This window comes from Pseudomonas sp. MYb541, assembly GCF_037479595.1.
GTDB lineage: Bacteria > Pseudomonadota > Gammaproteobacteria > Pseudomonadales > Pseudomonadaceae > Aquipseudomonas > Aquipseudomonas canadensis.
The window spans coordinates 119,016-143,430 of record NZ_JBBGYS010000006.1 but is presented as its reverse complement, the minus strand read 5'-3'; the positions used below and the strand labels follow the sequence as shown (position 1 = coordinate 143,430).

At 60.6% G+C, this 24,415-nt stretch carries 23 protein-coding genes; 16 read left to right on the top strand and 7 right to left on the bottom strand.

Translation table 11 applies throughout. The features are described 5' to 3' along the window. Positions 1-61 precede the first annotated feature (61 nt). Both WH299_RS05945 and WH299_RS05940 read left to right on the top strand, forming a co-directional pair. Positions 62-1,387: an APC family permease gene (locus WH299_RS05945; RefSeq protein ID WP_068936997.1), complete on the top strand. Its 1,326-nt coding sequence runs from the start codon at positions 62-64 to the stop codon at positions 1,385-1,387. A 100-nt stretch (positions 1,388-1,487) separates the two neighbouring features. Beyond that, positions 1,488-1,760, top strand: coding sequence for a type B 50S ribosomal protein L31 (locus WH299_RS05940; RefSeq protein ID WP_016970719.1), 273 nt, complete (start codon positions 1,488-1,490; stop codon positions 1,758-1,760). 20 nt (positions 1,761-1,780) lie between these two features. On the opposite strand, the gene WH299_RS05935 is transcribed toward WH299_RS05940, so the two are convergent. The 4 genes from WH299_RS05935 to WH299_RS05920 all read right to left on the bottom strand — a co-directional run bounded on the left by WH299_RS05935 (position 1,781) and on the right by WH299_RS05920 (position 7,850). Further along, the gene (locus WH299_RS05935) at positions 1,781-3,160 is read right to left on the bottom strand and encodes an ATP-binding protein (protein WP_126569874.1); all 1,380 of its coding nucleotides are present in this window, start codon (positions 3,158-3,160) and stop codon (positions 1,781-1,783) included. Continuing rightward, complete coding sequence (locus WH299_RS05930; RefSeq protein WP_122724000.1) at positions 3,157-4,971, bottom strand: DAHL domain-containing protein; 1,815 nt, start codon at positions 4,969-4,971, stop codon at positions 3,157-3,159. Before WH299_RS05930 ends, WH299_RS05935 begins: the two co-directional genes overlap by 4 nt. Positions 4,972-4,981: 10 nt before the next feature. Then, positions 4,982-5,911: a cytochrome-c peroxidase gene (locus tag WH299_RS05925; RefSeq protein ID WP_421557153.1), complete on the bottom strand. Its 930-nt coding sequence runs from the start codon at positions 5,909-5,911 to the stop codon at positions 4,982-4,984. A gap of 64 nt (positions 5,912-5,975) precedes the next feature. Continuing rightward, a complete protein-coding gene (locus WH299_RS05920) occupies positions 5,976-7,850 on the bottom strand; it encodes a putative bifunctional diguanylate cyclase/phosphodiesterase (protein ID WP_339549838.1) in 1,875 nt (624 codons plus the stop codon). 218 nt (positions 7,851-8,068) lie between these two features. Here WH299_RS05920 and WH299_RS05915 point away from each other — a divergent pair, with 218 nt between their 5' ends. The 3 genes from WH299_RS05915 to WH299_RS05905 are packed head-to-tail and all read left to right on the top strand — an operon-like array spanning position 8,069 to position 10,289. Then, complete coding sequence (locus WH299_RS05915) at positions 8,069-9,382, top strand: HD domain-containing phosphohydrolase (protein ID WP_339499220.1); 1,314 nt, start codon at positions 8,069-8,071, stop codon at positions 9,380-9,382. Continuing rightward, positions 9,379-9,789, top strand: coding sequence for an NUDIX hydrolase (locus WH299_RS05910; RefSeq protein ID WP_122724009.1), 411 nt, complete (start codon positions 9,379-9,381; stop codon positions 9,787-9,789). Before WH299_RS05915 ends, WH299_RS05910 begins: the two co-directional genes overlap by 4 nt. After that, positions 9,786-10,289 (top strand): GNAT family N-acetyltransferase, encoded by a 504-nt coding sequence (locus tag WH299_RS05905; RefSeq protein ID WP_068936993.1) that lies wholly within the window; start codon positions 9,786-9,788, stop codon positions 10,287-10,289. Before WH299_RS05910 ends, WH299_RS05905 begins: the two co-directional genes overlap by 4 nt. On the opposite strand, the gene metR is transcribed toward WH299_RS05905, so the two are convergent. Continuing rightward, complete coding sequence (metR, locus tag WH299_RS05900) at positions 10,286-11,203, bottom strand: transcriptional regulator MetR (RefSeq protein WP_028619038.1); 918 nt, start codon at positions 11,201-11,203, stop codon at positions 10,286-10,288. The two genes, WH299_RS05905 and metR, sit on opposite strands and share 4 nt — an antisense overlap. Positions 11,204-11,397: 194 nt before the next feature. Between metR and WH299_RS05895 the strand changes: the two genes are divergently transcribed. The 5 genes from WH299_RS05895 to WH299_RS05875 all read left to right on the top strand — a co-directional run bounded on the left by WH299_RS05895 (position 11,398) and on the right by WH299_RS05875 (position 14,909). After that, positions 11,398-12,417, top strand: a complete 1,020-nt coding sequence (locus WH299_RS05895; RefSeq protein WP_339549862.1) for an alpha/beta fold hydrolase — start codon at positions 11,398-11,400, stop codon at positions 12,415-12,417. Between the two features lie 55 nt (positions 12,418-12,472). After that, positions 12,473-13,126: a DsbA family oxidoreductase gene (locus WH299_RS05890; RefSeq protein ID WP_339549837.1), complete on the top strand. Its 654-nt coding sequence runs from the start codon at positions 12,473-12,475 to the stop codon at positions 13,124-13,126. Positions 13,127-13,210: 84 nt separating this feature from the next. Next, the gene (locus WH299_RS05885) at positions 13,211-14,131 is read left to right on the top strand and encodes an arginase (protein ID WP_123474697.1); all 921 of its coding nucleotides are present in this window, start codon (positions 13,211-13,213) and stop codon (positions 14,129-14,131) included. Then, positions 14,128-14,508, top strand: a complete 381-nt coding sequence (locus WH299_RS05880; protein WP_016977488.1) for a transporter — start codon at positions 14,128-14,130, stop codon at positions 14,506-14,508. Before WH299_RS05885 ends, WH299_RS05880 begins: the two co-directional genes overlap by 4 nt. Next, complete coding sequence (locus tag WH299_RS05875; protein ID WP_126569885.1) at positions 14,505-14,909, top strand: EamA family transporter; 405 nt, start codon at positions 14,505-14,507, stop codon at positions 14,907-14,909. The genes WH299_RS05880 and WH299_RS05875 overlap by 4 nt, the downstream gene beginning before the upstream one ends. Before the next feature lie 84 nt (positions 14,910-14,993). Here WH299_RS05875 and WH299_RS05870 read toward each other — a convergent pair whose 3' ends face one another. Together WH299_RS05870 and WH299_RS05865 are read right to left on the bottom strand one after the other, a co-directional pair. Next, the gene (locus WH299_RS05870) at positions 14,994-15,860 is read right to left on the bottom strand and encodes a fatty acid desaturase family protein (RefSeq protein WP_339549836.1); all 867 of its coding nucleotides are present in this window, start codon (positions 15,858-15,860) and stop codon (positions 14,994-14,996) included. A gap of 55 nt (positions 15,861-15,915) precedes the next feature. After that, positions 15,916-16,686, bottom strand: a complete 771-nt coding sequence (locus WH299_RS05865) for a MipA/OmpV family protein (protein WP_123474695.1) — start codon at positions 16,684-16,686, stop codon at positions 15,916-15,918. A 228-nt stretch (positions 16,687-16,914) separates the two neighbouring features. Here WH299_RS05865 and WH299_RS05860 point away from each other — a divergent pair, with 228 nt between their 5' ends. From WH299_RS05860 to WH299_RS05835, 6 genes are all read left to right on the top strand, one after another. Beyond that, a complete protein-coding gene (locus WH299_RS05860) occupies positions 16,915-17,628 on the top strand; it encodes an MtnX-like HAD-IB family phosphatase (protein WP_122724023.1) in 714 nt (237 codons plus the stop codon). After that, positions 17,621-19,015 (top strand): aspartate aminotransferase family protein, encoded by a 1,395-nt coding sequence (locus WH299_RS05855; protein ID WP_016977483.1) that lies wholly within the window; start codon positions 17,621-17,623, stop codon positions 19,013-19,015. Before WH299_RS05860 ends, WH299_RS05855 begins: the two co-directional genes overlap by 8 nt. Next, positions 19,012-19,920 carry an alpha/beta hydrolase gene (locus tag WH299_RS05850; protein WP_339549834.1) on the top strand — a complete coding sequence of 303 codons (909 nt, stop codon included), beginning with the start codon at positions 19,012-19,014 and terminating at the stop codon, positions 19,918-19,920. Before WH299_RS05855 ends, WH299_RS05850 begins: the two co-directional genes overlap by 4 nt. Before the next feature lie 99 nt (positions 19,921-20,019). Then, positions 20,020-21,144 carry a GNAT family N-acetyltransferase gene (locus WH299_RS05845; RefSeq protein WP_122724027.1) on the top strand — a complete coding sequence of 375 codons (1,125 nt, stop codon included), beginning with the start codon at positions 20,020-20,022 and terminating at the stop codon, positions 21,142-21,144. Further along, positions 21,144-22,913 (top strand): sensor histidine kinase, encoded by a 1,770-nt coding sequence (locus WH299_RS05840; RefSeq protein WP_123474691.1) that lies wholly within the window; start codon positions 21,144-21,146, stop codon positions 22,911-22,913. Before WH299_RS05845 ends, WH299_RS05840 begins: the two co-directional genes overlap by 1 nt. Continuing rightward, a complete protein-coding gene (locus WH299_RS05835; RefSeq protein WP_126569898.1) occupies positions 22,903-24,300 on the top strand; it encodes a sigma-54-dependent transcriptional regulator in 1,398 nt (465 codons plus the stop codon). The genes WH299_RS05840 and WH299_RS05835 overlap by 11 nt, the downstream gene beginning before the upstream one ends. Positions 24,301-24,415 lie beyond the last annotated feature (115 nt).

The window sequence follows — 24,415 nt, the reverse complement described above, 5'->3', positions numbered from 1 at the left end:
AGTGTGTGCAACACCGACTTCAGTTCTGCCATAAATCTAATAATTGCGCGGAGAATCACCCATGGCTCGTTTGCAACGCACCCTGTCGTTAGGGTCGGTGGTGCTGTTTGGCATCGCCTATATGACGCCGATCATTGTGCTCGGCACCTTCGGCATCCTGGCTCAATCCACCGCGGGCATGGTCCCCGCCGCTTACCTGGCTGCGCTGGTGGCGATGTTTTTCACCGCCATGAGCTACGGGCGCATGGCGTCGGCGTTTCCGGTGGCCGGTTCCGCCTACAGCTACGTGCGCAAGGCCATCAGCCCCAAGCTCGGCTTTATCGCCGGTTGGGCGGTATTGCTCGACTATCTGTTCTTGCCCATGGCCATCTGGCTGATTGGTGCGGCGTACCTGAACTCAGCCTTCCCGGCGGTGCCGCAATGGGTTTGGGTGCTGGCATTCATCGGGGTTACCAGCGCCATTAACATCGTCGGCCTCAAACTGGCCAACGGCATCAACGCCTTGCTGATGCTGGTGCAATTCCTGGTGCTGATTGCCTTTGTGGCGCTGTGCATTCACTACATCGGTGGAGATGCGAGCAAGCCGCTGTGGACCATCGCCCCCTTCTTCAACGGCCAGATGCATATGCCATTGATCATGAGCGGCGCGGCCATCGCCTGCTATTCGTTCCTGGGCTTTGACGCGGTGAGTACGCTGACCGAAGAAACCCGCGACCCACGTCGCACCATCCCACGGGCGATCATGTTGATCACTTTGATCGGCGGGCTGATCTTCGTGGCGGTGTCCTACTTTGTGCAGGTGGCCCATCCGTCGTTCGAGTTCAGCAATGTGGATTCGGCGGCGTATGAAATCGCGCGCAATATCGGTGGCGACTTGTTTGTGTCGATCTTCCTGATTGGCCTGATTGTCGGCCAGTTCGCCTCGGGGCTGTCGGCCCAGGCCAGCGGTTCGCGCCTGTTGTTTGCCATGGGCCGCGACGGTGTGTTGCCCAAGTCGTTCTTCGGCAGCCTGCATGCGCGCTTCGGCACTCCAGTCAACAGCATCCTGTTGTGTGCAGTGGTGGCGCTGCTGGCGTTGAAGCTGGACGTGACCACCTCCACTTCATTCATCAATTTCGGCGCATTCCTGGCGTTTAGCCTGGTCAACCTGTCGGTGATCTTCCACTACTGGATCGGCGCCAAGCAGCGTGGCGTGCGCGAATTGATCCTGTTCCTGGTGTTCCCGTTCATCGGCCTGCTGGCGGACCTGTGGCTGATGGTCAGCCTCGATCACTTGGCGATCTACCTGGGTCTGGTGTGGTTGGCGATCGGCCTGGTTTACCTGAGCGTGCTCACGCGTGGCTTCTCCCGACAGCCACCGGAAATGGACTTCCAGGAAGCCGCATAGAAGCTGCCGGCCTATTCTTATTGCAATCGGTTCTCGTTTGGGTGCACTATTTGTGTTACTGTATAACACATCAAATGCATCCAAACGCCCCGGAGGCCTTATGAAAGCTGGTATCCATCCCGACTACCGCACCGTGCTGTTTCACGACACTGCCGCCGACGTGTTCTTCCTGATCGGCTCCACTGCCGACAGCGACCGCACCCACAAGCACAGTGATGGCAACACTTACCCCTACATCCCGCTGGACGTGTCCAGTGCCTCGCACCCGATCTACACCGGCCAACAGCGCAAGACCCAGGCCGAAGGCCGGATTGCCGGCTTCAACAAGCGTTTCGCTTCGTTCGGTTCGAGCCCCAAAAAAGCCGACGCATGAGCGCGACTCGGCGGCGTGTCCTACGCCGCCGTTTGCCTAATCGGCAACACCACCCGAAACGTTGTCCCTTTGCCCAGCTCGCTGCTGACGGAGATGTCGCCACGGTGTTTCTTAACGATGCCGTAAGAGAGCGAAAGCCCCAACCCTGTTCCTTCGCCCACCGGTTTGGTGGTGAAGAACGGATCGAAGATTTTCTGCAGGGTTTGCGGCGCGATCCCATAGCCGTTGTCTGCCACTTCCAACCACACGTTCTCGCTGTCCACGCCAGTGCTGATGGTAATGGTGCCGCGCTCTGGCCCCATGGCTTGCGCCGCGTTGATCACCAGATTCATCACCACTTGGTTGAGCTGTGAGGCCAGGCATTCGATTTCTGGCAATGCGCCGTAGTGTTTGACTACATCGGCTTTGTACTTGAGTTCGCTGGCGACGATGTTCAATGTCGAATCGATGCCCTGTTGCAGGTTGGCAAATTGCCAGGTCTGCTCGTTGTCCACCCGCGAGAAGTTTTTCAAGTCCTTGACGATCTGCACCACGCGACCAATGCCTTCCTTGGACTCCTTGATCAGGACCGGAATGTCTTCCTTGAGAAAGTCCAGTTCCAGGCCGACGCGCATGGCCTTGAGCTGCTCGCTTTGTTCCGGTGGCGTCACCAAGACTTCAGCACGTTGATAGGCATCCAGCATCTGTTGCAGCTGGTTGAAGTAGCCGTCCAGGGTGCTGAGGTTGGACGAGATAAACCCCACCGGGTTGTTGATCTCATGGGCCACACCGGCTGCCAGCTGCCCCAGCGACGCAAGTTTCTCCGACTGGACCAATTGGCTTTCCAGATGCTTGCGTTCGTCAATCTCCATTTGCAGCGCTTGGGTGCGCTGTTCCACCAACTGCTCCAGGTGGGTGGTTTGCAGTGAGGCGCGGCGGGCCATGTCCCATTTGTTGGCCAGGGTGTTGGCCATCTGCTGGACTTCGATGTTGTCGAAGGGTTTTTTCAGGATCAGCAACCGATCATGGGCGTGCAGCCGCTCCAGCAGGTCTTCCCAGGAATAGTCCGAATACGCGGTACAGATCACCACTTGCAGGTCGGGAGCGACTTTCCACAGTTCTTCTATGGTTTTCGCGCCGTCCCAGCCTTGGGGCATGCGCATGTCGACAAAGGCCAGGGCATACGGCTGTTTGCGCTCCATGGCCGTGACGAGCAACTGCAGGCCTTCTTCTCCGCCATAGGCCGAATGCAGTTCGAACACCGGGGCACGGGCTTTTGTCGTGTCGCCGAACAGCGCCGACTCCATAGCGTCCAGCGCCTGGTTGGTTTCAACGACAGGCATCAGGATCTTGCGAAAATCATCGTGAATCGACGGTGTGTCGTCGATCAGTAATAGACGCCGGTTAGGAGGTTGGTTCATGTGGGGTCTCCGGCAAGGACCATAGGGATAGTCAAGGTGAACATGGCGCCCAGGCCCGGTCCGTCGCTATGGGCGGTCAGTTGGCCATTCATCTCCACCGCTGCCAGGGCGCAACTGTGCAGGCCGAAGCCGTGGCCTTCCTTGCGGGTGGTAAAGCCGTGGGTGAAGATCCGGGTCATGTTTTCCGCCGGTATGCCTTCGCCGTCGTCTTTCACGCTGATCTGCAAGGTTGCGTCATCGCGTGGTTGGACCGTAAGCGTCATTTGCCGCGGCCGGTCGACAAGGTTGGACATCGCGTACTTGGCATTGCTGATCAGGTTGACCATGATCAGCAGCAACCGGTGTTTATCCGCCAGGATCTCCGGCACCTGGGCATAGTGTTTTACCACCGTGACGTTGTGCCGGCTCAGCGCCCCTGCGTTCATGCGCAAGGCATCGTCCATCAGGGCGCTGATGTGCACCGGCTCCTTCAGCGCGGAGGCACCGGCATAGTGTTGTTGGGTAGCGACAATGTCCTTGATGTGGTCGACGCTCTTGCTCAATTGCGCCAGTTCATCAGTCATGCCTTGTTGTTCCAGCGCAATGGCGTCGACCAGTTGATTCAAGTAACCCGGCAAGAGCTTGCCCTTTTCATCCTCGGTGAAGAAGGTGCCCAGGTCACCTTGGCGCTCGTTGATCAACTGCATGGCCCGGCCCAGGCCCAGTGCCTTGCTGCTGCGCAGCTTTCGAGTGACCAGATCGGCGGAGGTATTCACGCTGTTGAGTACGTTGCCCACATTGTGCAGCACGTTGGTGGCGATCTCCGCCATGCCCGCCTGGCGAGCACTGTCGAGCAGTTCGCTCTGGGCATCCTTGAGTTGTTGGGTGCGGCGTTCCACCCGTTGCTCCAGGGTTTCGTTCGCCGCTTGCAGGGCACGGTTGACCCGGTTGATCTCGGCGAAACTGCGCAGCAGGCGCATCGCCAGGTAAAGCAGCAAACCCACCAGCAGGATGGAGAAAATCAGCAGGTAGCGATGGTATTGGCGATCGACAAGGTCGGCGGCTTGCTGATCCTGGTTGAGGTGGGTCGTCAAGTCGTCCAGACGCTCGGCGACCGGCACGGCGGCAATCCGGTCGACCAGGCCGTTGACCACCGGCTGCTCGCGCAGGATCAGCGAAATATGGTTGCTGAGGATCTCGACAGGCCCCTGAAACTCAGGGGGCAGGCGCTCCTTGTTGATCGCCAATTTGCCCAGGCCCACCAGGATATCGGCGGCGCGGTCGTCGCTGGTGACCTGGGCGAATTCCAGGCTGCTGAGCAACAGGTCGTAGGTATCGGTGGCGACATCGTGCAGTTGCAGGCGGCCTTCATCGCCGTAGCGATTGAACTGGGCCTGGATGTCATCTTCGGCGGTCGGCAGAAAGGCCAGGGAGTTGCGCAGCACGGCGTTGTGGGATTTGAACTGGTCCACCAACCGGGCTTTTTCCTGGATCGCGGCTTGGTAAGCTTCCAGATTGGCCTGCCAACCAGGCAGGTCGGCAGGGTCGTGGTAGAAGTCGCGGTTTTCCAGATCGGCCCAGATCCGGGTCATTTCCTGCAGCGGTGCCACCAGGGGGTCGTAATTGTGGGTGAGGGCGATCCTGGCCTTGAGTACTTCACTGTCCCATTGGGCATTGAGCTGCTGGAGCTGGCGGATCAGGTCCCGTGATTGGGTATAGGTAGCCGTCTGGTCACGGGAAGACTTGAGGTACAGAAACACCAGGGTGGACGCCAGCAGCAGGGTCATCAGGCCCAGCAACACTTGGCCGGCACGGCGGCGGGAAAGGGTCATGAGGGTATGCTCATAATGGCTTGCCCGCCCATTCGCCGCTCAGGGTCTTGAGAAACTGGATGATCAGGTCCTTGTCCTCCTGGGACGGATTGCGCCCCAACTGATACTTGAACATGACGTCGACCGCTTCCTCAAGGGTCTTGGCCGAGGCATCGTGGAAGTACGGCGCGGTCGCGGCGACGTTGCGCAGGCTGGGTACCTTGAACACATGTCGGTCTTCTTCGTCCTGGGTCAGCAGATAGCGGCCTAGGTCCGACTCGACCGTTTTGCCGCGCGCCTTGAAGTAGTCGCCCATCACACCGAACTTCTGGAACATATTGCCGCCGATATTGATACCTTGGTGGCAGGCGATGCAGCCATAGTCCTTGAAGCGCTGGTAGCCGTATTTTTCCTGGATCGTGAAAATCTCGGTGTTGCCAAGCAGGTACTGGTCGAACCGCGAATTGGGCGTCAGCAATGTACGTTCATAAGTGGCCAGGGCGTTTTGTACGTTGGCGGCGGTGACGCCATCGGGGTAGGCCTGCTGGAACGCCGCTTGGTAGGCGGGCAGGGCGGAAAGGTTCTGCACCACGGTTTTCCAGTCGCTGCCCATTTCCACCGGGCTGATGACTACCTGTTGGATCTGTGCCTCCAGCGTATCGACGCGGCCATTCCAGAACTGCTTGAAGTTCAGGCTGGCGTTGAAGACAGACGGGGTGTTGATGTCCACGGGCTTGCCATCGAAGCCAATGGAAAACGGCTTGTTGTCGGCACCTCCCGATTCCAGACGATGGCAGCTGGCGCAGGACAGCGTGTTATTGACCGACAGACGCGGCTCGTTGAACAGCTGGCGCCCCAGCTCAACCTTGGCCGGGTCCAACATCGGAACTGCGGGGAGAGGTTTCAGTGCTTCGTCCAACGGCGCGGCCATCAAAGGCATGCCCAAGCCCAGGCACAACATGAACACGACGCCGAAACGGCAGGTCAGTACTTCATTCAAGCGAGCACTCCTTGCAAGCATAAGGCTACTGGTCGGGCATCAGAGTGGCGCTACCCGCTTGCAGCAACCGGGCGAAGTCCTTCGACGGCACGGCCTTGCTGAACAGATAGCCCTGGCCCTCTTCGCACCGCTGGGTTTGCAGGAATTTCAGTTGTTCGACGGTTTCCACGCCTTCGGCGATGATATTCAGGTCCAGGCTCTTGCCCATGCCGATGATAGCGCTGATCAGTTGTTCGTCCTGGCTATTGACCTTCAGGCCGTGAACGAATGACTGGTCGATTTTCAGCACATCGATGGGAAAACGGCGCAGATAACTCAGGCTGGAGTAACCCGTACCGAAATCATCCAGGGCCAGCCGCACGCCCATCGCCTTGATTCTGTTAAGGATCTCGACAGTTTCGTCGACATTCTGCATCAGCACGCTTTCGGTGATCTCTAGTTCCAACTGTGTCGGCGGCAGACCGGTTTGCTTGAGGAGGGTGGCAAGATTGTCGACAAAATCCCGCTGGCGAAAGTCGATGGCCGAGATGTTCACCGATATGCACAACGGCGCCAGGCCCATGGCGCGCCAGGCTTGCGCCTGTTCACAGGCCTGGCGCAGTACCCATTGGGTCAGGCGCACAATCAAGCCACTGTCTTCGGCGACCGGGATGAAGTCGGCCGGGCTGACCCAACCCGAGCGCGGCTGGAACCAGCGGATCAGGGCTTCCGCACCGACGATTCGCCCGGATTTCAAGTCCAGCTTCGGCTGGTAGTGCAGTTCAAACTCCTCGCGCTCGAGGGCCTGGCGTATCGCGCTTTCCAGGTTTTGTCGATGCTGGGCGCGGTGGTTCATGTCATCGGTGTAAAAACTGAAACAGTCGGAACCCCGCTCTTTACTGGTGTGCATGGCGGTTTCGGCGTGTTTGATCAACTCCACCGCCGTGCCACTGTCATTGGGGTAAATACTGATGCCCAGGCTGGCGGTGATGCTCAGGTCATGCCCTGCGACATGGCGGGTAGCGCTGACGGCATTAAGTATTTTTTGAGCAACGTGCTGGGATTGTTGGGGATGCTGCACATCCTGCAGCAGGATCACGAATTCGTCGGAACCGTAGCGAAATACCGAGTCCGATTTACGCACTGCCGCCACCAGGCTTTGGCTGACCTGCTGGAGCACCTCGTCGCCCACCGGATAGCCCAAGGCATTGTTGATACGCTTGAAACGGTCCAGCCCGATGAATATCACCGCCAACTGGGTGTCATGCCGTCGGCCCAGGGCAATTGCCTGGGTCAGCCGGTCGCCGAGCAGCGTGCTGTTGGGCAGTTCTGTCAACGCGTCATACTGGAGCAGGTGCGAGACCTTGAGCAGCTCCTGCACGCGCTCCTCGATGGTTCGTTCCAGGCCAATCACTTTGAGCGCGATGTCCTGGGCGAGCTGCCATTTCCAGGTCAGGGCGCTGGCCATCTGGCGAATTTCCAGGTGATCGAAGGGCTTTTTCAGGATCAGCAGTTGGTCGTTGTATTTGAGCCGCGCTTCGATGGCCTCGAAGGAGTAATCGGAGTAAGCCGTGCACAGCGCGATCTGCAGGCGGGGATCGACCTCCCACAACTGTTCGATGGTTTGCAGGCCGTCCCAGCCAGGTGGCATGCGCATGTCGATGAAGGCCAGGGCATACGGTGCCTGGTCGGCCAGCGCCTTGTTCACTAGGGCCAACGCTTCCTGGCCCTGGTAGGCGGAGTCCAGCTCGTAGGCCTGGCGCGCTTTGGGGGTGGTGCCGAACAGGGTTTCTTCCAGGCTCTCCAGCGACGGTTCGCCATTGGGATCGGCGCAGAGGATCTTGCGAAAGTCCTGGTGGATCGAGGCCGTGTCATCGACGATCAGAATGCGCCGGTTGGCCCGTGCCGAGTCCGCACTCATGGGGCGCTCCGTACCGATAAAAGGTCCGACGGCATAACGACTCCTTCCCTGATTCCACTGCTGAGGCGGATACAGCCTAATGTGACAGCATAGTCGAGCGGCCTTGATATCGGGGGCCAGTTGGCGTCAAATCGACCCCGCGCGTTGAGCAAGGGAAGACAGCTTGGCACAGAGGTTGAATTTAGCTCGATTTGGTTTAATTTGAAGGCGCAGCAGGCATGGATGAACATACCGCGACAAGACCCACCGTTTTGCTGGTCGACGATGAAGAGTCGATCCTCAACAGCCTGCGCCGCTTGCTGCGCGGCCAGCCCTTTGATGTGGTGCTGGCCGGTAGTGGCGCCCAGGCGCTGGAAATCATGGCGGCGCAGCCCGTCGACCTGATCATGAGCGATGCGCGCATGCCGGGTATGGACGGGGCGCAGTTACTGGCCGAAGTCCACCGCCTGTACCCCACCACCAGCCGCATCCTGCTGACCGGTTATGCCGACTTGCCGACGATCATCAAGGCGATCAACGAAGGGCAGATCCACCGCTACATCGGCAAGCCCTGGAATGACGACGAACTCAAGTTGATCCTGCAGCAGGCCCTTGAGCACCAACGGCTTGAACGCCTGACCCGGGTGCAGAACGATCAGCTCAAGATATTGAATACCACCCTGGAAAAACGCGTGGTGGCGCGCACCTCCGAGTTGCAGCAAACCGCCGACATGCTCGACCTGGCCTACGAAGAACTCAAACGCAGCTACGTGACAGGCACCGAAGTCTTTTCGTTGCTGGCCAACTTGCGCCTGCCCAAGAACAAGCAGACCAACCGCCAATTGATCGAGTTGGTCCGCGTCTATTGTGCTGCCCAGTCCATGGACGAAGCCGCTACGCGCGACCTGACCATGGCCGCCGCGCTCTACAACATCGGCAAGCTCAGTTGGAGCGACAGCCTGTTGGTTGCCGCCGCCGATAAGTTGCACAGCAGTGACCGTGAACAATACCGAGGCTATCCGAGCCAGAGCGAATCCCTGCTGATGACCCTGGAACCGATGAAGGACGCGGCGCGGATCATCCGTCATCACCAGGAACGCTGGGATGGCAGCGGTTTTCCCGATCACCTCAAGGGCGATGCGATACCCTTCGGTTCGCGACTGCTGAAGTTGGCGGTGGACTTTATCGAACTGCAAAAAGGCCTGATCCTTGAGCGGCAGATGAACAGCGACGAGGCTTTGCTGTACATCCGAAAGTACGCCGGGCGCCTCTATGATCCAGAGCTGGTCGAAGACTTTGTCCAGGCCTGCGCCGCGTTTCTCAGTGATGTGACGCTGGGTGATCCCTCGGTCAAGGCCCTGACCACCCGTGAACTGGAAGCCGGCATGGTCCTGGCGCGCAATCTCAACGCCGATAACGGCATGCTGCTGCTCAACGCCGGCAAAGTGCTGAACCTGCCGTTGGTGGACAAGCTGATTGCGTTCGAGTCGATGGAGGGCGCGAAATACACCATATTCATCAAACTACCCGAAGAGACAGCGAACCTTTCATGAGCATTTCCACTATTCGCATCGCCGCCGCCCTCCTGATCGGCGCTGACGGCCAAACCTTGCTGGTGCGTAAGCGCGGCACCCAGGCCTTCATGCAACCTGGCGGCAAGATCGATGCTGGCGAGCAGCCTGCCGAGGCCTTGGCCCGTGAGCTGCACGAAGAACTGAACCTGCGTATCGAGCCGAGTGCTGCGGTCTACCTGGGAAAATTTTCTGCGCCGGCCGTAAACGAGCCAGGTTTCACCGTGGAAGCCGAGCTGTTCCAGGTGCAGATCGATGTAGCGGTCACGCCTGCCGCCGAGATTGAAGAAGTGCGCTGGATCGACCCGGCCGGAGATGGCGGCCTGCAACTGGCCCCGCTGACGCGTGATCTGATCCTGCCGTTTTACCGCGCCTCGCTGACGGCATGATCATTCGCACGCTGGCGGCCAGCGACGCCGAAGCGTATCGGGCGTTGATGCTGGAGGCCTATGGCGCCTATCCCCAGGCATTTACCTCCAGCGTGGCGGAGCGTGCGGCGATGCCGCTGGGCTGGTGGGAAAAACGCTTGAGCAGCCCGTTGGATTGCCTGCTCGGTGCGTTTGACGGGGATGAGTTGGCCGGCATTGTCGGTCTGGCCTTTGAGCCGCGAGAAAAAGCGCGGCACAAGGTGACCCTGTTCGGCATGTACGTGAATGCGGACCACCAACAAAAAGGCTTGGGCCGTCAGTTGGTGGAAGCGGCACTCGACGAAGCGCGCACACAGCCGCGCCTCAAAGTGATCCAGCTGACGGTCACCGCCGGCAATGAAGCCGCGTTTGCCCTGTACCAGCGCTGCGGCTTCATCCAGTACGGCCTGGAGCCGCTGGCGGTGCGAGTCGGTGTGGATTACTTCGATAAGATCCACATGTGGCGCGAGGTCGCGGTTTAGCGCACCGCGCTGACCCCATCCAAGGTGGAAAACGACGTGTCCTTGGCCGTCAGCAGGAAGTCACGCATGTAGGGCGCATCCAGCATGTCCGCACGAATACCCGCGTACAAGGTGGCAAACAAACCTTTCTCACCCAGGCGCTTGGCCTTCACGTAGCCACGCGAGCTGTACTCATGCAGCGCCCAATGGGGCATGCCGCACACGCCACGGCCGCTGGCCACCAGTTGCATCATCATCACCGACAGCTCGGACGTGCGCACTTGAGCCGGTTCCACATCGGCGGGTTCGAGAAAGCGGGTGAAAATGTCCAGGCGGTCGCGTTCCACCGGGTAGGTGATCAGGGTTTCGGTCAGCAAGTCATCCGGCACGATGTACGCCTTGTTCGCCAGCGCATGCTGGTTGGCGACCGCGAGCATGGCTTCGTAGGTGAACAGCGGTACATAGGTGATGCCTGGCAGTTCCAGCGGGTCGGAGGTCACCACCAGGTCCAGGTCGCCACGGGCTAGCGCTGGCAGCGGGGCGAAGGCGAAACCGGAGGCCAGGTCCAATTCGACTTCCGGCCAGGCATCGCGGAACTGGTCGATGGTCGGCATCAGCCACTGGAAGCAGCTATGGCATTCGATTGCCATGTGCAAGCGTCCGGCAGTGCCGCCGGCCAACCTTGCAATGTCGCGCTCGGCGCCGCGCAGCAGCGGCAGGGTGGCGTCGGCCAGTTGCAACAGGCGCAGGCCGGCACTGGTGAAGCGCAGCGGCTTGGTCTTGCGCACGAACAACGGCATGCCCAAGCGCTCTTCCAGCTCTTTGAACTGGTGCGACAGGGCCGACTGCGTCAAATGCAGGCGCTCGGCGGCTTCGACCAGGCTGTCGGCTTCGCGCAGGGCGTGCAGGGTCTTGAGGTGACGGATCTCGAGCACGGGCTCTCCATGAATACAATTTGTGATGAATTCGAATGGCGTGAGTTTGTCTCATGTTGGCATGCCTGTCGATAAGGAGGTCGACAATGACCGCTGAGCACTCTTCATCAAACTGTCATGCAACTGTGGCAGCGCGCTTGAACAAACTTCATCAGACTCGCGCTCTACTGGGGTTCTGCGTTTCGGTGTTTTTCATGCGCGTGTTGTTTTTACTGGCCGCTCTGTTGTTCGGCCTGCCGTCCTTTGCGGCTTCTCGATGTGACGTCAATGTCCCGACCCAAACGGTCGACCTGGCTCAGGTAAGCATTGCCTACCAGAGCATCGGCCGTGCGTCTGATCCTGCGTTGCTGCTGGTGATGGGCCTGGGCGGGCAATTGATCCACTGGCCGGATGAAGTGGTGGTCGCCCTGTGCCAACAGGGTTTCCGGGTGATCCGTTACGACAACCGTGACGTTGGCCTGTCCACCTGGCGCCAGGCGCCTGCCAACGCCAACCTGACCTTTGAAGTGCTGCGCTACAAGCTCGGCCTGCCGGTGGCGGCGCCCTACACGCTGACCGACATGGCCGACGACGCCATCGGCTTGATGGACGCGTTGCAGATCCAGCAATTTCACGTGCTGGGCGCGAGCATGGGCGGCATGATCGCCCAGCACCTGGCGGCGATGGCGCCGCAGCGGGTCGAGAGCCTTACGCTGATCATGACCAGCTCCGGTGCCGAAGGCTTGCCGGCGCCGAATGCGGCGTTGGTACAACTGCTGTCGCGGCGCAGCGCACCGAACCGTGAAGTGGCCCTGGAGCAGCAAGCCGATTTGCTGGCGGCCCTGGGCAGCCCGAATGTGACGGATGATCGCCAGGCGCTGTTGCGCCAGGCGGCGCTGTCCTACGACCGCGCCTTCAACCCAGACGGCGTGAAGCGCCAGATCATGGCGATCCTCGCCGAACCCAGCCGCGTGCCCTTGCTCAACCAACTGCGCGTGCCAACTCTGGTGGTGCACGGCACCGCCGACCCGCTGTTGCCGGTCATGCACGGTGTACACCTGGCGGCGCATATCCAGGGCAGCCAGTTGAAACTGATCCCCGGCATGGCCCATCGTTTCCAGGAAGCGTTCAAGGCGCCGCTGTTGACGGCGGTGCTGCCGTACCTGCAAGCCCATCGTGAAGACGCGGCGCACTGGGCGCAGATTGACCTGGGCGAGCCTTCGAAGGTGTTGTGACATTGGTGTATCGTGCAACCTTTGTGGCCCATTTGCGCCTGCGAGGTTGCCTGTCATGAGTACTCCCCTGAAAATCGATTTCGTCAGCGACGTGTCCTGCCCCTGGTGCATCATCGGCCTGCGCGGCCTGACCGAAGCCCTCGACCAGCTTGGCGCCGAAGTGCAGGCCGAGATCCATTTCCAGCCGTTCGAGCTGAACCCGAACATGCCTGCCATCGGTCAGAACATCGTCGAGCACATCACCGAGAAATACGGCTCCACCGCTGAAGAATCCCAGGCCAACCGTGCGCGCATCCGCGACATGGGCGCCGAGCTGGGCTTTGCCTTTCGCACCGATGGCCAGAGCCGCATCTACAACACCTTCGACGCACACCGCCTGCTGCATTGGGCCGGTCTGGAAGGCTTGCAGTACAACCTCAAGGAAGCGCTGTTCAAGGCCTACTTCACGGATGGGCAGGACCCGTCCGACCACGCCACCCTGGCGATCATCGCCGAAAGCGTCGGCCTGGACATCAAGCGTGCGGCCGAGATTCTCGCCTCCGATGAATACGCCGCTGAAGTACGCGAGCAAGAGCAGCTGTGGATCTCCCGTGGCGTGACCTCGGTGCCGACCATCGTCTTCAACGACCAGTACGCCGTCAGCGGCGGTCAGCCGGCGGAAGCCTTTGCAGGGGCGATCCGCCAGATCATCAGCGACGCCAAAAATTAAAACCGAACGCAGGTCAAAATGTTCTTGAAATAAGTGCTGGCCCGTCCCTTGCATTGACCCCCTAAAGCCTTAGGGGACACTGCCTTGAACATTCTTGACCTCGACCACAGCCTCACCGGCCAGGCACCGATTGCCCGGCGTCTGGCCAGCGGCCGTGCCACGCGTATCGACCTGCTGGACCTGGGCCCCAAGCTGCGCCTGTGGTCCACCGAAAAAACCTGGAAACGCTTCGCCGAACGCCTGGCCCAACGGCCCCGGCCCACCGATGCGCGGCCGGAAATCCTGTTTGTCGGCTCCGGCGACTATCACCACCTCACGCCGGCCTTTCTCGCCGATTTGAAAGAGCCCATCAGCCTGATCCACTTCGACAACCACCCCGACTGGGTACGCTTTGCGCCCAAGCGCCACTGTGGTTCGTGGGTCAACCGCGCGCTGAAGATGCCGGCGATCAAGCGCATCGTCACCCTCGGCCCGTGCAGCGACGACCTGCACAATCCGCAGTTGCGCGGTGGCAACCTCGGTGCCCTCAAGCGCGGGCACTTGCAGTTGTTCCCCTGGCAGCATCCGCCGTCGAAAGTCTGGGGCCGGGTAGGGGACGGCGCCGGTCACCAGCAGCAGGAAAACCACCTGTATTGGCGCAACCTGGCCGAGCTGGACTGGGCGGCCTTCCTGGAGCAGATGATCACCAGCCTGCCCACCGAAGCGATCTGGATCACCATCGACAAAGACGTGCTCGCCAGCGAAGACGCGGCCACCAACTGGGACCAGGGCGGCATGCGCCTGACCCATCTGCTGCAAGCCTTGCGGGCCTTGGCAGCGCGTAAACGCATCATCGGCATCGACGTGTGCGGCGAGTTCGCCACGCCAGCCTTCAGCAACGCGTTCAAGCGTTGGGAGGCTAAATCCGACCAGCCGCCGCCCGAGCGCTGGAGCGTCGAAGATCTGCAGCGCAACGCCGCCACCAATGAAGCCCTGATCGACCTGTTTGAGGAGCTGTTCCCGTGACGTTGACCGTGGTGTTGCTGGTGGCGTTTTCCATCGTGCTCGATGTGATCGGCCAGTTGTGTTTCAAGATCGGCCTCGACCGTTTGCCCGAGTTGGACGGTGGTTTTCGCCTGAATGCGTTCTGGGGCCAGGTGTTCAATGCGCCGTTGTTGTGGGCCGGGATCGGCGCCTATGCGGTCGAGTTCTTCGTATGGCTCGAAGCCTTGTCCCGTGCGCCGTTGAGCCTGCTGTTTCCGGCTGCCGCGCTGGCCTATTGCGGCGTGGTGCTGGCGGGCAAGGTGGTGCTGGGCGAAACCGTCAGCCGCCGCCGTTGGTTGGGCACGCTGGTGATTACTTTAGGCGTGATGTTGGTAGCGATTGCAGGGAGTCAGGCATGAGTACGCAGATTATGAATAACGGATGGTTGCACGGGCGCCTCGGCACGGTGGTGCTGTGGGCCTTGTTGATCTGTACCGAAAGCGCCGGCCAACTGTTTACCAAAGTGGCCGGGGATCAACTGGGGCAGATGGATTTGAGCTGGCAGTGGCTGGCGGACGTGGCGCGTAACCCTGGGATTCTGGCGGCTATCGCCAGCTACATCGGGGCGTTTTTCGTGTGGATGCTGATCCTGCGACGCAGCAGCCTGTCCCTGGCGTTTCCGCTGAGTTCACTGGTGTTTGTGGTGGTGTTGCTGGGGTCGTGGCTGGGGCTGGGGGAACATATCAGCCCGCTGCACTGGGTGGGGGTGGCGGTGATTATCGGCGGCATCGCCCTGCTGGCCGAAGGCGAAGAAAACTGATCACTTTGGTCTGGTTTGATTTTTGTGGTGAGCGAGCTTGCCTCGCGCAGGGCAAGCCTGCTCACCACAGGGGTTAGTAGCGAGTCAGGGTTTTCTGTGCGCCACCAGAAAGCCCAACCCGTGTGACACTGGAAGCTGCTTCACCCCCGCCTCACTCTGTTGCTCGGCAATCTCCCGATGAAACGCCTTTACCTTGGTCCAGTGCATCTTGGGCCGGTAGTGGTGCTCGGCGTGGTAGCCGTTGTTCATCCAGATCAGGTTGTACAGCACGCTGTAGGAGCTCACCCCCCAGGCAATCGGCAGGTCCGGGTTGCCGCCGAAATGTTCGTAGTAGCCGTTGAGCGATGACAGGCACTGGCCCAGGTACCAGAACGGCAACAGCCACAGCACCGCCTGCCAGTTGTAGAAGGCCAAGGCGATATAAAACGCCACCGTCACGCCGATCTCGACCTTGACCCAGCGCGCATCCGCCGGGCGCTTGCGCTTCATCTCGTCGTAGAACGGCTTGGGATCGTCGCGGAAAAAACTCAGGAAAGTGTAAGCCCACGGGTTTTCCGGCTGGCCATTGTGGCCGCGCTGGTAGATCGACAGCGGGTCGATGGTTTTACCGTCCGGGCCAGGCAGGTCGGCGTTGCCACGGTGATGGCGGTTATGGATGTCGCGGTAGAGCGTCTGGGAAAAGCCGATGGTCACCGACAGCAGCAGATCGAACGCCCGGTTCATCGCACGATGGCTGAAGTAGGCGTTGTGGATCTGGTTGTGGGAGATGCTGTTGATGCTCCACGACAGGCTGATCGCATAGACCAGCGCCAGGGGCACGAGCGCCCACCAGCTCAGGCTGTGGAACGCGGTGACCAGCCAGATGACAAAGGCGAAATGCGCCAGGCCCAGGGCGATGGGGATCAGGTCCCACAGCGAATGATGCAACAGGCGGTAAGCGGGGCGAGCCATGAAGAGTGTCCTGGAAAAATGGATTCCAGAGCCTCATTGCAAACCCCAGACCAACCTAGTCGAACGTGTAGCTGATGGCTGTTTGCACCTGGCCCTGGTTCACTTCGCCGGTCTGCCGGACGATGCTGCTGTCGGCCGCCGAGCCCACCAGGTGAACCCAACTGGCGCTGGTCAGCAATGACCATTTAGCCGCCAGGGGAAACTCGAAACTCTGGGTCAGCGTCAGGTTCTGGAAGCCGCCGCTGGCGTTGTAGGGGCGAAAGCCCGTGGCAGCGGCCTCGTTGTCGTCTACGCCGAAAAACGTGTTGGTCTGGCGCGCATCTGCGAAATGCGCGACCAGGCCGCTGCTGCCGATGATCCCGCCCCCCAGGGGGTAGCCCAGTTCGCCGCCGACTTTGCCCAGGGTACCGCTCTGTGAATGCCCACCGCCCACGGCTTGACCCAGTTGCGCGTAGACCCGCCAGAAATCAGCCGGGGCGTATTGGATGAAACCACCGACTTCCGCCATGTCCGACACATTGCGCAGGCCCTGCAGATCGCCATTCGACGTGCGCCCCGACAGGTAATTGATATAGGGGCCGGCGGTCAGGCCTTGGGTGCTGAGCGCGCTCCAGGTCAAGCCGTCATCGGTGCTCAGGCTGACATCGCCCCAGTCCAGGTCGAAATAGGGAACGGGCCGCGTTTCGTAGCGGCTGCCGGTAGGGTCATGAGGTTGGTAGCTGACGCCCGCGCCCACTTCACCGGTGATGCCCTCGGCCACGGCAGCGTTTGAATAGCTCCACAGGCCAAGCAAACCGGCGAATGCAGCGCATGTGATCCTCAACATGGTCACAGTTCCTTGATTGAATATGCGCGCATGAACGCGCAAAGCATCCTTTCCACGCAAGCACTCATCTTGTTTGTAGCAAGCTACAAAAATTGTAGCTCCTGCGACACAAATCGCCGGCCGTGCCAGGCAAAGCCCCAGCCCTGCTGGGCGGTGGCCAGTTGGCACACTCCCTGCTCTACACCTTGTTGCAAGCGCACACAGCGCGCTCCTCCAAGGTAAACAACGATGATCCAGTGGCATATCGTGTGTGACTTCGACGGGACCATTACCCCCACCGATGTCATCGACAACGTCCTCCAACGCTTCGCCGGCCCCGAGTGGGAAACCATCGAACAGGAATGGCTGGATGGGCATATCGGTTCACGCGAATGCCTGAGCCGCCAACTGGCGCTGATCAAGGCGACTCCCTCCGAATTGCTGGCGTATTTCGACAGCGTCGAGATCGACCCGGACTTCCCGGACTTCGTCGATCACGTAATCGGCCTGGGCGCTTCCATCGAAGTGGTCAGCGACGGCATCGAGCAGGGTATCGCGCGGATCCTTTCACGCAACTACGTGACCTTGCTGCCGATCCTCGCCAACCGCCTGCGCCAGGTCGACCAGAACAGCTGGCGCATCGACTTCCCGTACGCCAGTGATGCCTGCCGTGCCGCCTCCGGCAACTGCAAGTGCAAGTCCACGCCGCGCAACAAGCGCGTGCTGGTGATCGGCGACGGCAAGTCCGACATGTGCGTGGCTTCCACCGCTGACTTCGTGTTCGCCAAAGGCAGCCTCGCCAAGTACTGCGAAGCCAACAACATTCCTCACGCACGTTTCGACACCTTTGCCGAACTGCCTGCGCTGCTGGCCCGACTGCCGCAAGGCATCGCCGCCAACGCCACCTCCTTTGCTGCTGACAGCCTGTCTAACGAAAATCAGGAACTCTTCCACCATGTCTGATATCCGTATCGCTACCGCCGAAGACCAGATCCTTCTGGATAAAGAAGCCAAATACTGCTCCTACGGCGACACCGTTCACTACATCGAGCCGCCGCGCATTTTCAGCCGTTGCGAAGGCTCCTACGTGTGGGACACCGAAGACCAGGCCTACCTCGACCTGCAAATGTGGTACTCGGCGGTCAACTTCGGCTACGCCAACCCACGCCTGAACAATGCACTGAAACAGCAGATCGACACCCTGCCGCAAATCGCCAGCCAGTACCTGCACAAAGGCAAGATCGAGCTGTCCGAAATGATCGCGGTCGACGCCAAGAAGAAATTCGGCCTCGACGGTCGCGTGCACTTCAACGTCGGCGGTTCGCAGTCCATCGAAGACTCCCTGAAGGTCGTGCGTAACGCCACCAACGGCAAGAGCCTGATGTTCGCCTTCGAAGGCGGCTATCACGGGCGTACGCTCGGCGCGTCGTCGATCACTTCCAGCTACCGCTACCGTCGTCGTTATGGCCACTTCGGCGAGCGCGCGCAGTTCATCCCGTTCCCGTACCACTTCCGTGGCCCTAAAGGCATGACCAAGGAAGAGTACGGCAGCCACTGCGTGCAGCAATTCGCCCGCCTGTTCGAGACCGAGTACAACGGTGTGTGGGATCCGAAAGTCGGTTCCAGCGAATACGCCGCGTTCTACGTCGAGCCGATCCAGGGCACCGGCGGCTATGTGATCCCGCCGATGAACTTCTACCGTGAGTTGAAGCACGTACTGGATCAGCACGGCATCCTGATGGTCTCCGACGAAATCCAGATGGGTTTCTATCGTACCGGCAAACTATGGTCGATCGAACACTTCGACGTGCAACCGGACGTGATCGTCTTCGGCAAGGCGCTGACCAACGGCCTCAACCCACTGGGCGGCATCTGGGCCCGTGAAGAGTTGATCAACCCGAAGATCTTCCCGCCAGGCTCGACTCACTCCACCTTCGCCTCCAACCCGTTGGGCACGGCGGTGGGCCTGGAAATGTTCAAGATGACCAACGAAGTCGACTACGGCGCGATGGTCATGGCCAAGGGCAAGTTTTTCCTCGAAGGCCTGCAAGACCTGCAGAAACGTTTCCCGATCATCGGCGACGTCGACGGCCTGGGCTTGGCCCTGCGCTGCGAAATCTGCGGCCCGGATGGTTTCACGCCGGACAAGGCGACCCTGGACTACATGGTTGAAGAAGGCATGAAGGGCGACATGGTGGTGGACGGCCAGAAACTCGGCCTGATCCTCGACGTGGGCGGTTACTACAAGAACGTGATCACCCTGGCACCGTCCCTGGAAATCAGCTACCCGGAAATCGAACTGGGCCTGAAGCTGCTTGAGCAACTGCTGGTGCGAGCGACCAACCGGTGAACACAACAGAGATCGACCTCGGTGAGGGTACTGCCGGTTTCGTTCTCGGTGATGGTCCGGTCGGGATCCTGTTGATCCACGGCCTGACCGGCACCCCGACGGAATTGCGCCAGGTTGCCAAGGGCCTGGCCAAGGTGGGCAATTGCACGGTGTACGTGCCCACCCTGGCCGGGCACTGCGGTGACAACAGCGACCTGCAGGCCACAGGCTGGCGCGACTGGTACGAAGGCGTGCGCAAGACCTTCGTCGGTGTGAAACAGCGCCACGAACAGGTGTTCGTCGGTGGCTTGTCCATGGGCGCGGTGATGTCGATGTACCTGGCCTCGGAGCATCCGGGCCAGGTCGCCGGGTTATTGATGTACTCCACCACGCTCAAGTACGACGGTTGGAGCATCAACAAAATGGCGTTCATCACGCCGCTGCTGATCCGCATTCCTTTTGGCGTGCGCCTGTTCCGGTTTACCGAAAAACCACCTTACGGCATCAAGAACGAACGCCTGCGCGCCATCGTTGAACGACAGATGAAAGAAGGTGAGAGCAGCGAAGCGGGCTTGTTGACGATGGAAGGCGTGACCGTACGCGAATTGCACTGGATGAACGCCGAGGTCAAAAAACGCATGCCGTCGATCAAGGTGCCGGCGCTGGTGTTGCACTCCATCGAGGACGACATCACCAGCCGTTGGAACGCTGACTATGTGGAACGCCACCTCGGTGGCCCGGTGACCAAGATCCTGCTGGACAACTGCTACCACATGATCACCGTCGATTTGCAATACCGCCGGGTGATCGAGTTGAGCGCGGAGTTCATCAGCGAGCGAGCTCTATGTAGTGAGCGGGCTTGTCGGGTCGCCGCATCGCCCGCGCTGGGTGGCGAAGCCGCCCTAAAAACTGCAATTGCGGTTTAACTGGAAAAACTCAGCTCCGGAAATGGGGCGGCTTCGCCCCCCAGCGCGGGCGGTGCGACGATTCGACAAGCCCGCTCACTACAGAAATAAGGGACCGAAGTGATTACCACCCAAGCCTTCCCGACCATCCGGGCCATCCAGCGCAGTGCCTGGAACGACTGTTTCCCGGGAGCCCTGGAGGACTGGGACTATTACGTCGCCGTGGAAAACGCCGCCATCAGTGATTTCCAGTGGCGTTACCTGGCGGTTTACGAAGATGGAACGCTGGTGGCTGTGGCCGCGGCGTTCATCACCCATTATCGCCTCGACACCACGGTGTCGGGCGCCGGCAAGCGCTTGACCGAGCGTGTGGAACGACTGTGGCCGGGGCTTTTGCAACTGGGGCTGTACGCCCTCGGTTCGCCGGTGGCCGAACGCTGCGACGTCGGCTTTGCCAGCGGTGTGGCGGATGTGCGCCGCCCGCTGCTGCTCAAGCACCTGTTGGAAGCTGCGCGCCAGGATGCCGATGACTTTGGTATCGGCTTGGTGGCGGTCAAGGATGCGCCGAGCAAAGACCCGCATTGGATCGAGAGTTGCCGCGCGGCGGGCTTCCAGAGCATGCCGAGCTTGCCCACGGGCGTGTTGCCGCTGCCCTACGGCTCGGTGGACGCCTACCTGGGCTCCCTGGGCAAATCCACGCGCAAGGACCTGCGCCGCAAACTGCGCGCGCCGGGGCCGCGAGTGGAGTGGCGGCGCACTATCGACGACGTGCTGCCCGAGGTCATGCGCCTGTACGAAGCCACGCTCACGCGTGCCGAGCTGCAGTTCGAGCGGCTGCCCGCCGGCTACTTCACCGGAGTGCTGGAACGGCTTGATGAGCGGGCGGTCTGTGTTCTTTACTGGGTGGACGAGCAACTGGTGGCGTTCAACCTGATCCTGGTGGACGAACACCGGCTGGTGGACAAGTTTTTCGGGCATGACGTGGCGTTCACCCGCGACTACAACCTGTACTTCCGTAGCTGGCTGACCAATGTGGACTACTGTATTCAACACAATATTGCCGTGTATGAGTGCGGCCAGGCCGGGTATGCCAGTAAGCTGCGCCTGGGCTGCGAGTTCCAGGGCAACAGCGTGTTTTTCCGCCACCGCAACCGGCTGGTCAACGGCCTGCTCAAGCTTGTAAAACTGTTTATTCGACCGGATCGTTCCGACCCTGCCATGGCTGCTGCGATAAGCGAAACCTGATGATCACCAAGACCCGCCAGAAAGCCCGCCCCTTTGCCATTTCGCGCTGGAGCGTCCAGCGCAAGCTGGTGCTGGCGTTCTGGTTGGTCAGCGTGATTCCGACCATGATCGCGGCGGAGTTGGCCGCCACTACGCTGTCGCAGATCTTCGACAGCAACGTGCGCATCTGGCTGCAAGAGTCGACCAAGATCGTCAAGGACGAGATTGGCGACATCCTTCACGACAACGCGCGCATGGCCAAGTTGTTTCTGCGCTACACCAGCCCGCCTGCGAGCAAGCAAGCGGCCAAACACGACCGGCTGACCGCCGACATAGCCGATGCCACCGATATCGACGTCGTCGCGCTGATCCGCACCAGTGACCAGAAAATCGTGTTCAGTACCGCCGCCGCCGACATCGTCAAGCAGATCAGTTTGGCCAAAAACACCGTGTTGCAGACCGTACAGGTGGGGGGCGCGTCCACCGGCATTGTGGTCTCGACCTTCGAGACCTCACAGGACGGCGTCGATTACGAGTTGCTGGTCGGGACTTACCTGGACAGCAGTTTCCTCACCAGCGTGGCCGATGTGCACTCCCTCGACCTGCGCCTGTACCTGGCCAATCCCGGCGGGTTCTCCGAAATATTCTCGACCCAACGCTTCGAGGATCACCCGTCGCGTATCCCCAAGAACATCGAAACCGCGATGCGCGCCACCAAGCAGCCCAGCGAGCAGTTCACCAGCAACTACAGCGGTTTGTACTGGCCGATCTTCAACGATGCCGGTGACTTGCAAGGCGTGATTTTCAGCGGCCTGTTGCGCCATACCAGCCTGGTGGGGCTGGTGAACCAGAGCAATCTGTTTGTGCTGATCTTCCTGCTCAGTTCAGCACTGTCGTTGGCGGCGGGGGTGTTGGTGTCGCGGCGCCTGACCAAGCCGTTGCGCGACCTGTCCCAAGGCGTAAATGCGGTGATTTCCGGCGATTACGCGCACCGCGTGGTGGTCAGCGGCGGCGACGAACTGGCGCAGTTGAGCAGCACCTTCAACCATATGACCGAACGCCTGGGCGAGTTGCATCACCTCGAAGCCCAGTTGCGCCGGCGTGATCGCCTGCACGCCCTGGGTGAAGTCGCCATGGGCCTGGCCCACGAGATCCGCAACCCGCTGGGGATCATCAAGACGGCGACACAGTTGCTGCATCGTCGCGCTGACCTGGCGGAAACTGATAAGCGTCACCTGGAATACGTGATCAGCGAAGTCAGCCGCATCAACGACCTGATCACCGAATTTCTCGACTTTGCCAAGCCCAACCCTCCGTTGCGCGTGGTGCAGCCTGCGCGCCCATTGGTGGAGGAAATCCTCGGCTTCTGCGGACCGGAATTGGCCACCCATAACATCGACGCACACGTCGATGACCAGGCGCCGGGGGCGACCCTCTACGCGGATGCCAAGCAGCTCAAGCAGGCGTGCCTGAACCTGATTCTCAACGCCATCGACGCGATGCCCGAGGGCGGACGCCTGACCTTGGGCATTCGTACCGTGGGCGAGAATACGCTGATCAGCATCACTGACACCGGCCAGGGCATTGCGGCGGAAATGGTCGAACGTATCTTCACGCCATTCGTCACCACCAAGGCGTCGGGCACCGGCTTGGGCCTGGCCAAAGTCTATTCGATCATGGAAAGTCACGACGGCAGCATCGAATGTGCCAGTGAGAAAGATGCCGGCGCCACCTTCAGCCTGTACATTCCGGCGAGTGGCGAAGACGAAGAGGACAGTCATGACGCATAACATTCTGGTAGTCGACGACGAACCCAAGCTCTGCGACCTGCTGGCGTCGGCCCTGGGCCAGAACGATGTGCAGGTGTTTATCGCCGGCAACGGCCTGCACGCGCTCAAGGTGCTGGAGCAGGAAGACATCGACCTGGTGATCAGTGATTGGCGCATGCCGGGCATGGACGGGCCGGCGCTGCTGGCCGAGATCAAGGTGCGCTACCCCCATGTGCCGGTGATCGTGATGACCGCCTACAGCACGGTGAAAAACGCCGTGCAGTCGATGCGCAACGGCGCCTACGACTACATCGCCAAGCCGTTTGATATCGACGAGCTGGACATCACGGTGGCCAAGGCCCTGCAATTTCGCGACATCATGCGCGACAACGCGCGCATGCGTGCCGAGCTGGACGAACACGCCCAGTTCGACAGCCTGGTGGGCGACAGCCCGGCGTTTCGCAAAGTGCTGCAAGCGGTGGACTCGGTGCGCGACAGCAGCGCTACCATCCTGCTGACCGGCGAGAGTGGCACCGGCAAGGAAATGGTCGCCCGTGCCATCCACAAGCATGGCAGCCGCGCTGACAAACCCTTCGTGGCGGTCAATTGTGCGGCGATCCCGGAAGGGTTGCTGGAAAGCGAAATGTTCGGCCATCGCAAAGGCGCGTTTACCGGCGCCGTGGCCGACCGGGTAGGGCGCTTCCAGCAGGCGGACAAGGGCACGCTGTTTCTCGATGAAGTGGGTGATATGCCCCTGGCGTTGCAGGCCAAGATCCTGCGTGCGTTGCAGGAACGGGTGATCGAACCGGTGGGCGATCCCCGTGAACGCAAAGTGGACGTGCGAGTGATCGCCGCCACCAACAAGAACCTGCTGGAGGCAGTCGCCAACAAGGAATTTCGCGAAGACCTGTACTACCGCCTCAACGTGTTCCCGATTCCCCTGCCGGCCTTGCGCGAACGGGTGGAAGACATCGCACCCCTGGCCCGTCACTTCGCCCAGACACTCAGCGCCACGGCCGGCAAACGTATCACTGGCTTCAGCCCAGAGGCGTTGCAGGCCATGGCGGCGTATCACTGGCCGGGCAACATCCGGGAACTGCAGAACTGCGTAGAACGCGCGACCATCGTGGCGGCGTCGCCGGTGATCGAAGACATCGACTTGCCGGGTTACCTGTTTGCGTCCAAGCCGAGTGAAGGCGATGTGACGGCGATCCTCAGCGACGGGCCGGGTATTCCCCAGGACCTGGATGCGGCGCTGGCGGAGGTGGAGAAGGCCTACATACTCGCGGCGTTGCAGGAGAGCAACGGCGTGCAGGCAGCGGCGGCAGCGAAGATCGGGATATCGGAGCGCAGCTTCTGGTATCGCCTGAAAAAGCTGGGTATCCAGGTCGACAAAATCGTGCGCTGACCCCACTCGGATTAAAAATGTGGGAGGGGGCTTGCCCCCGATTGCAGTGGGTCAGACAGCTTTTCTGTATCTGATACACCGCCATCGGGGGCAAGCCCCCTCCCACATTTGAGTT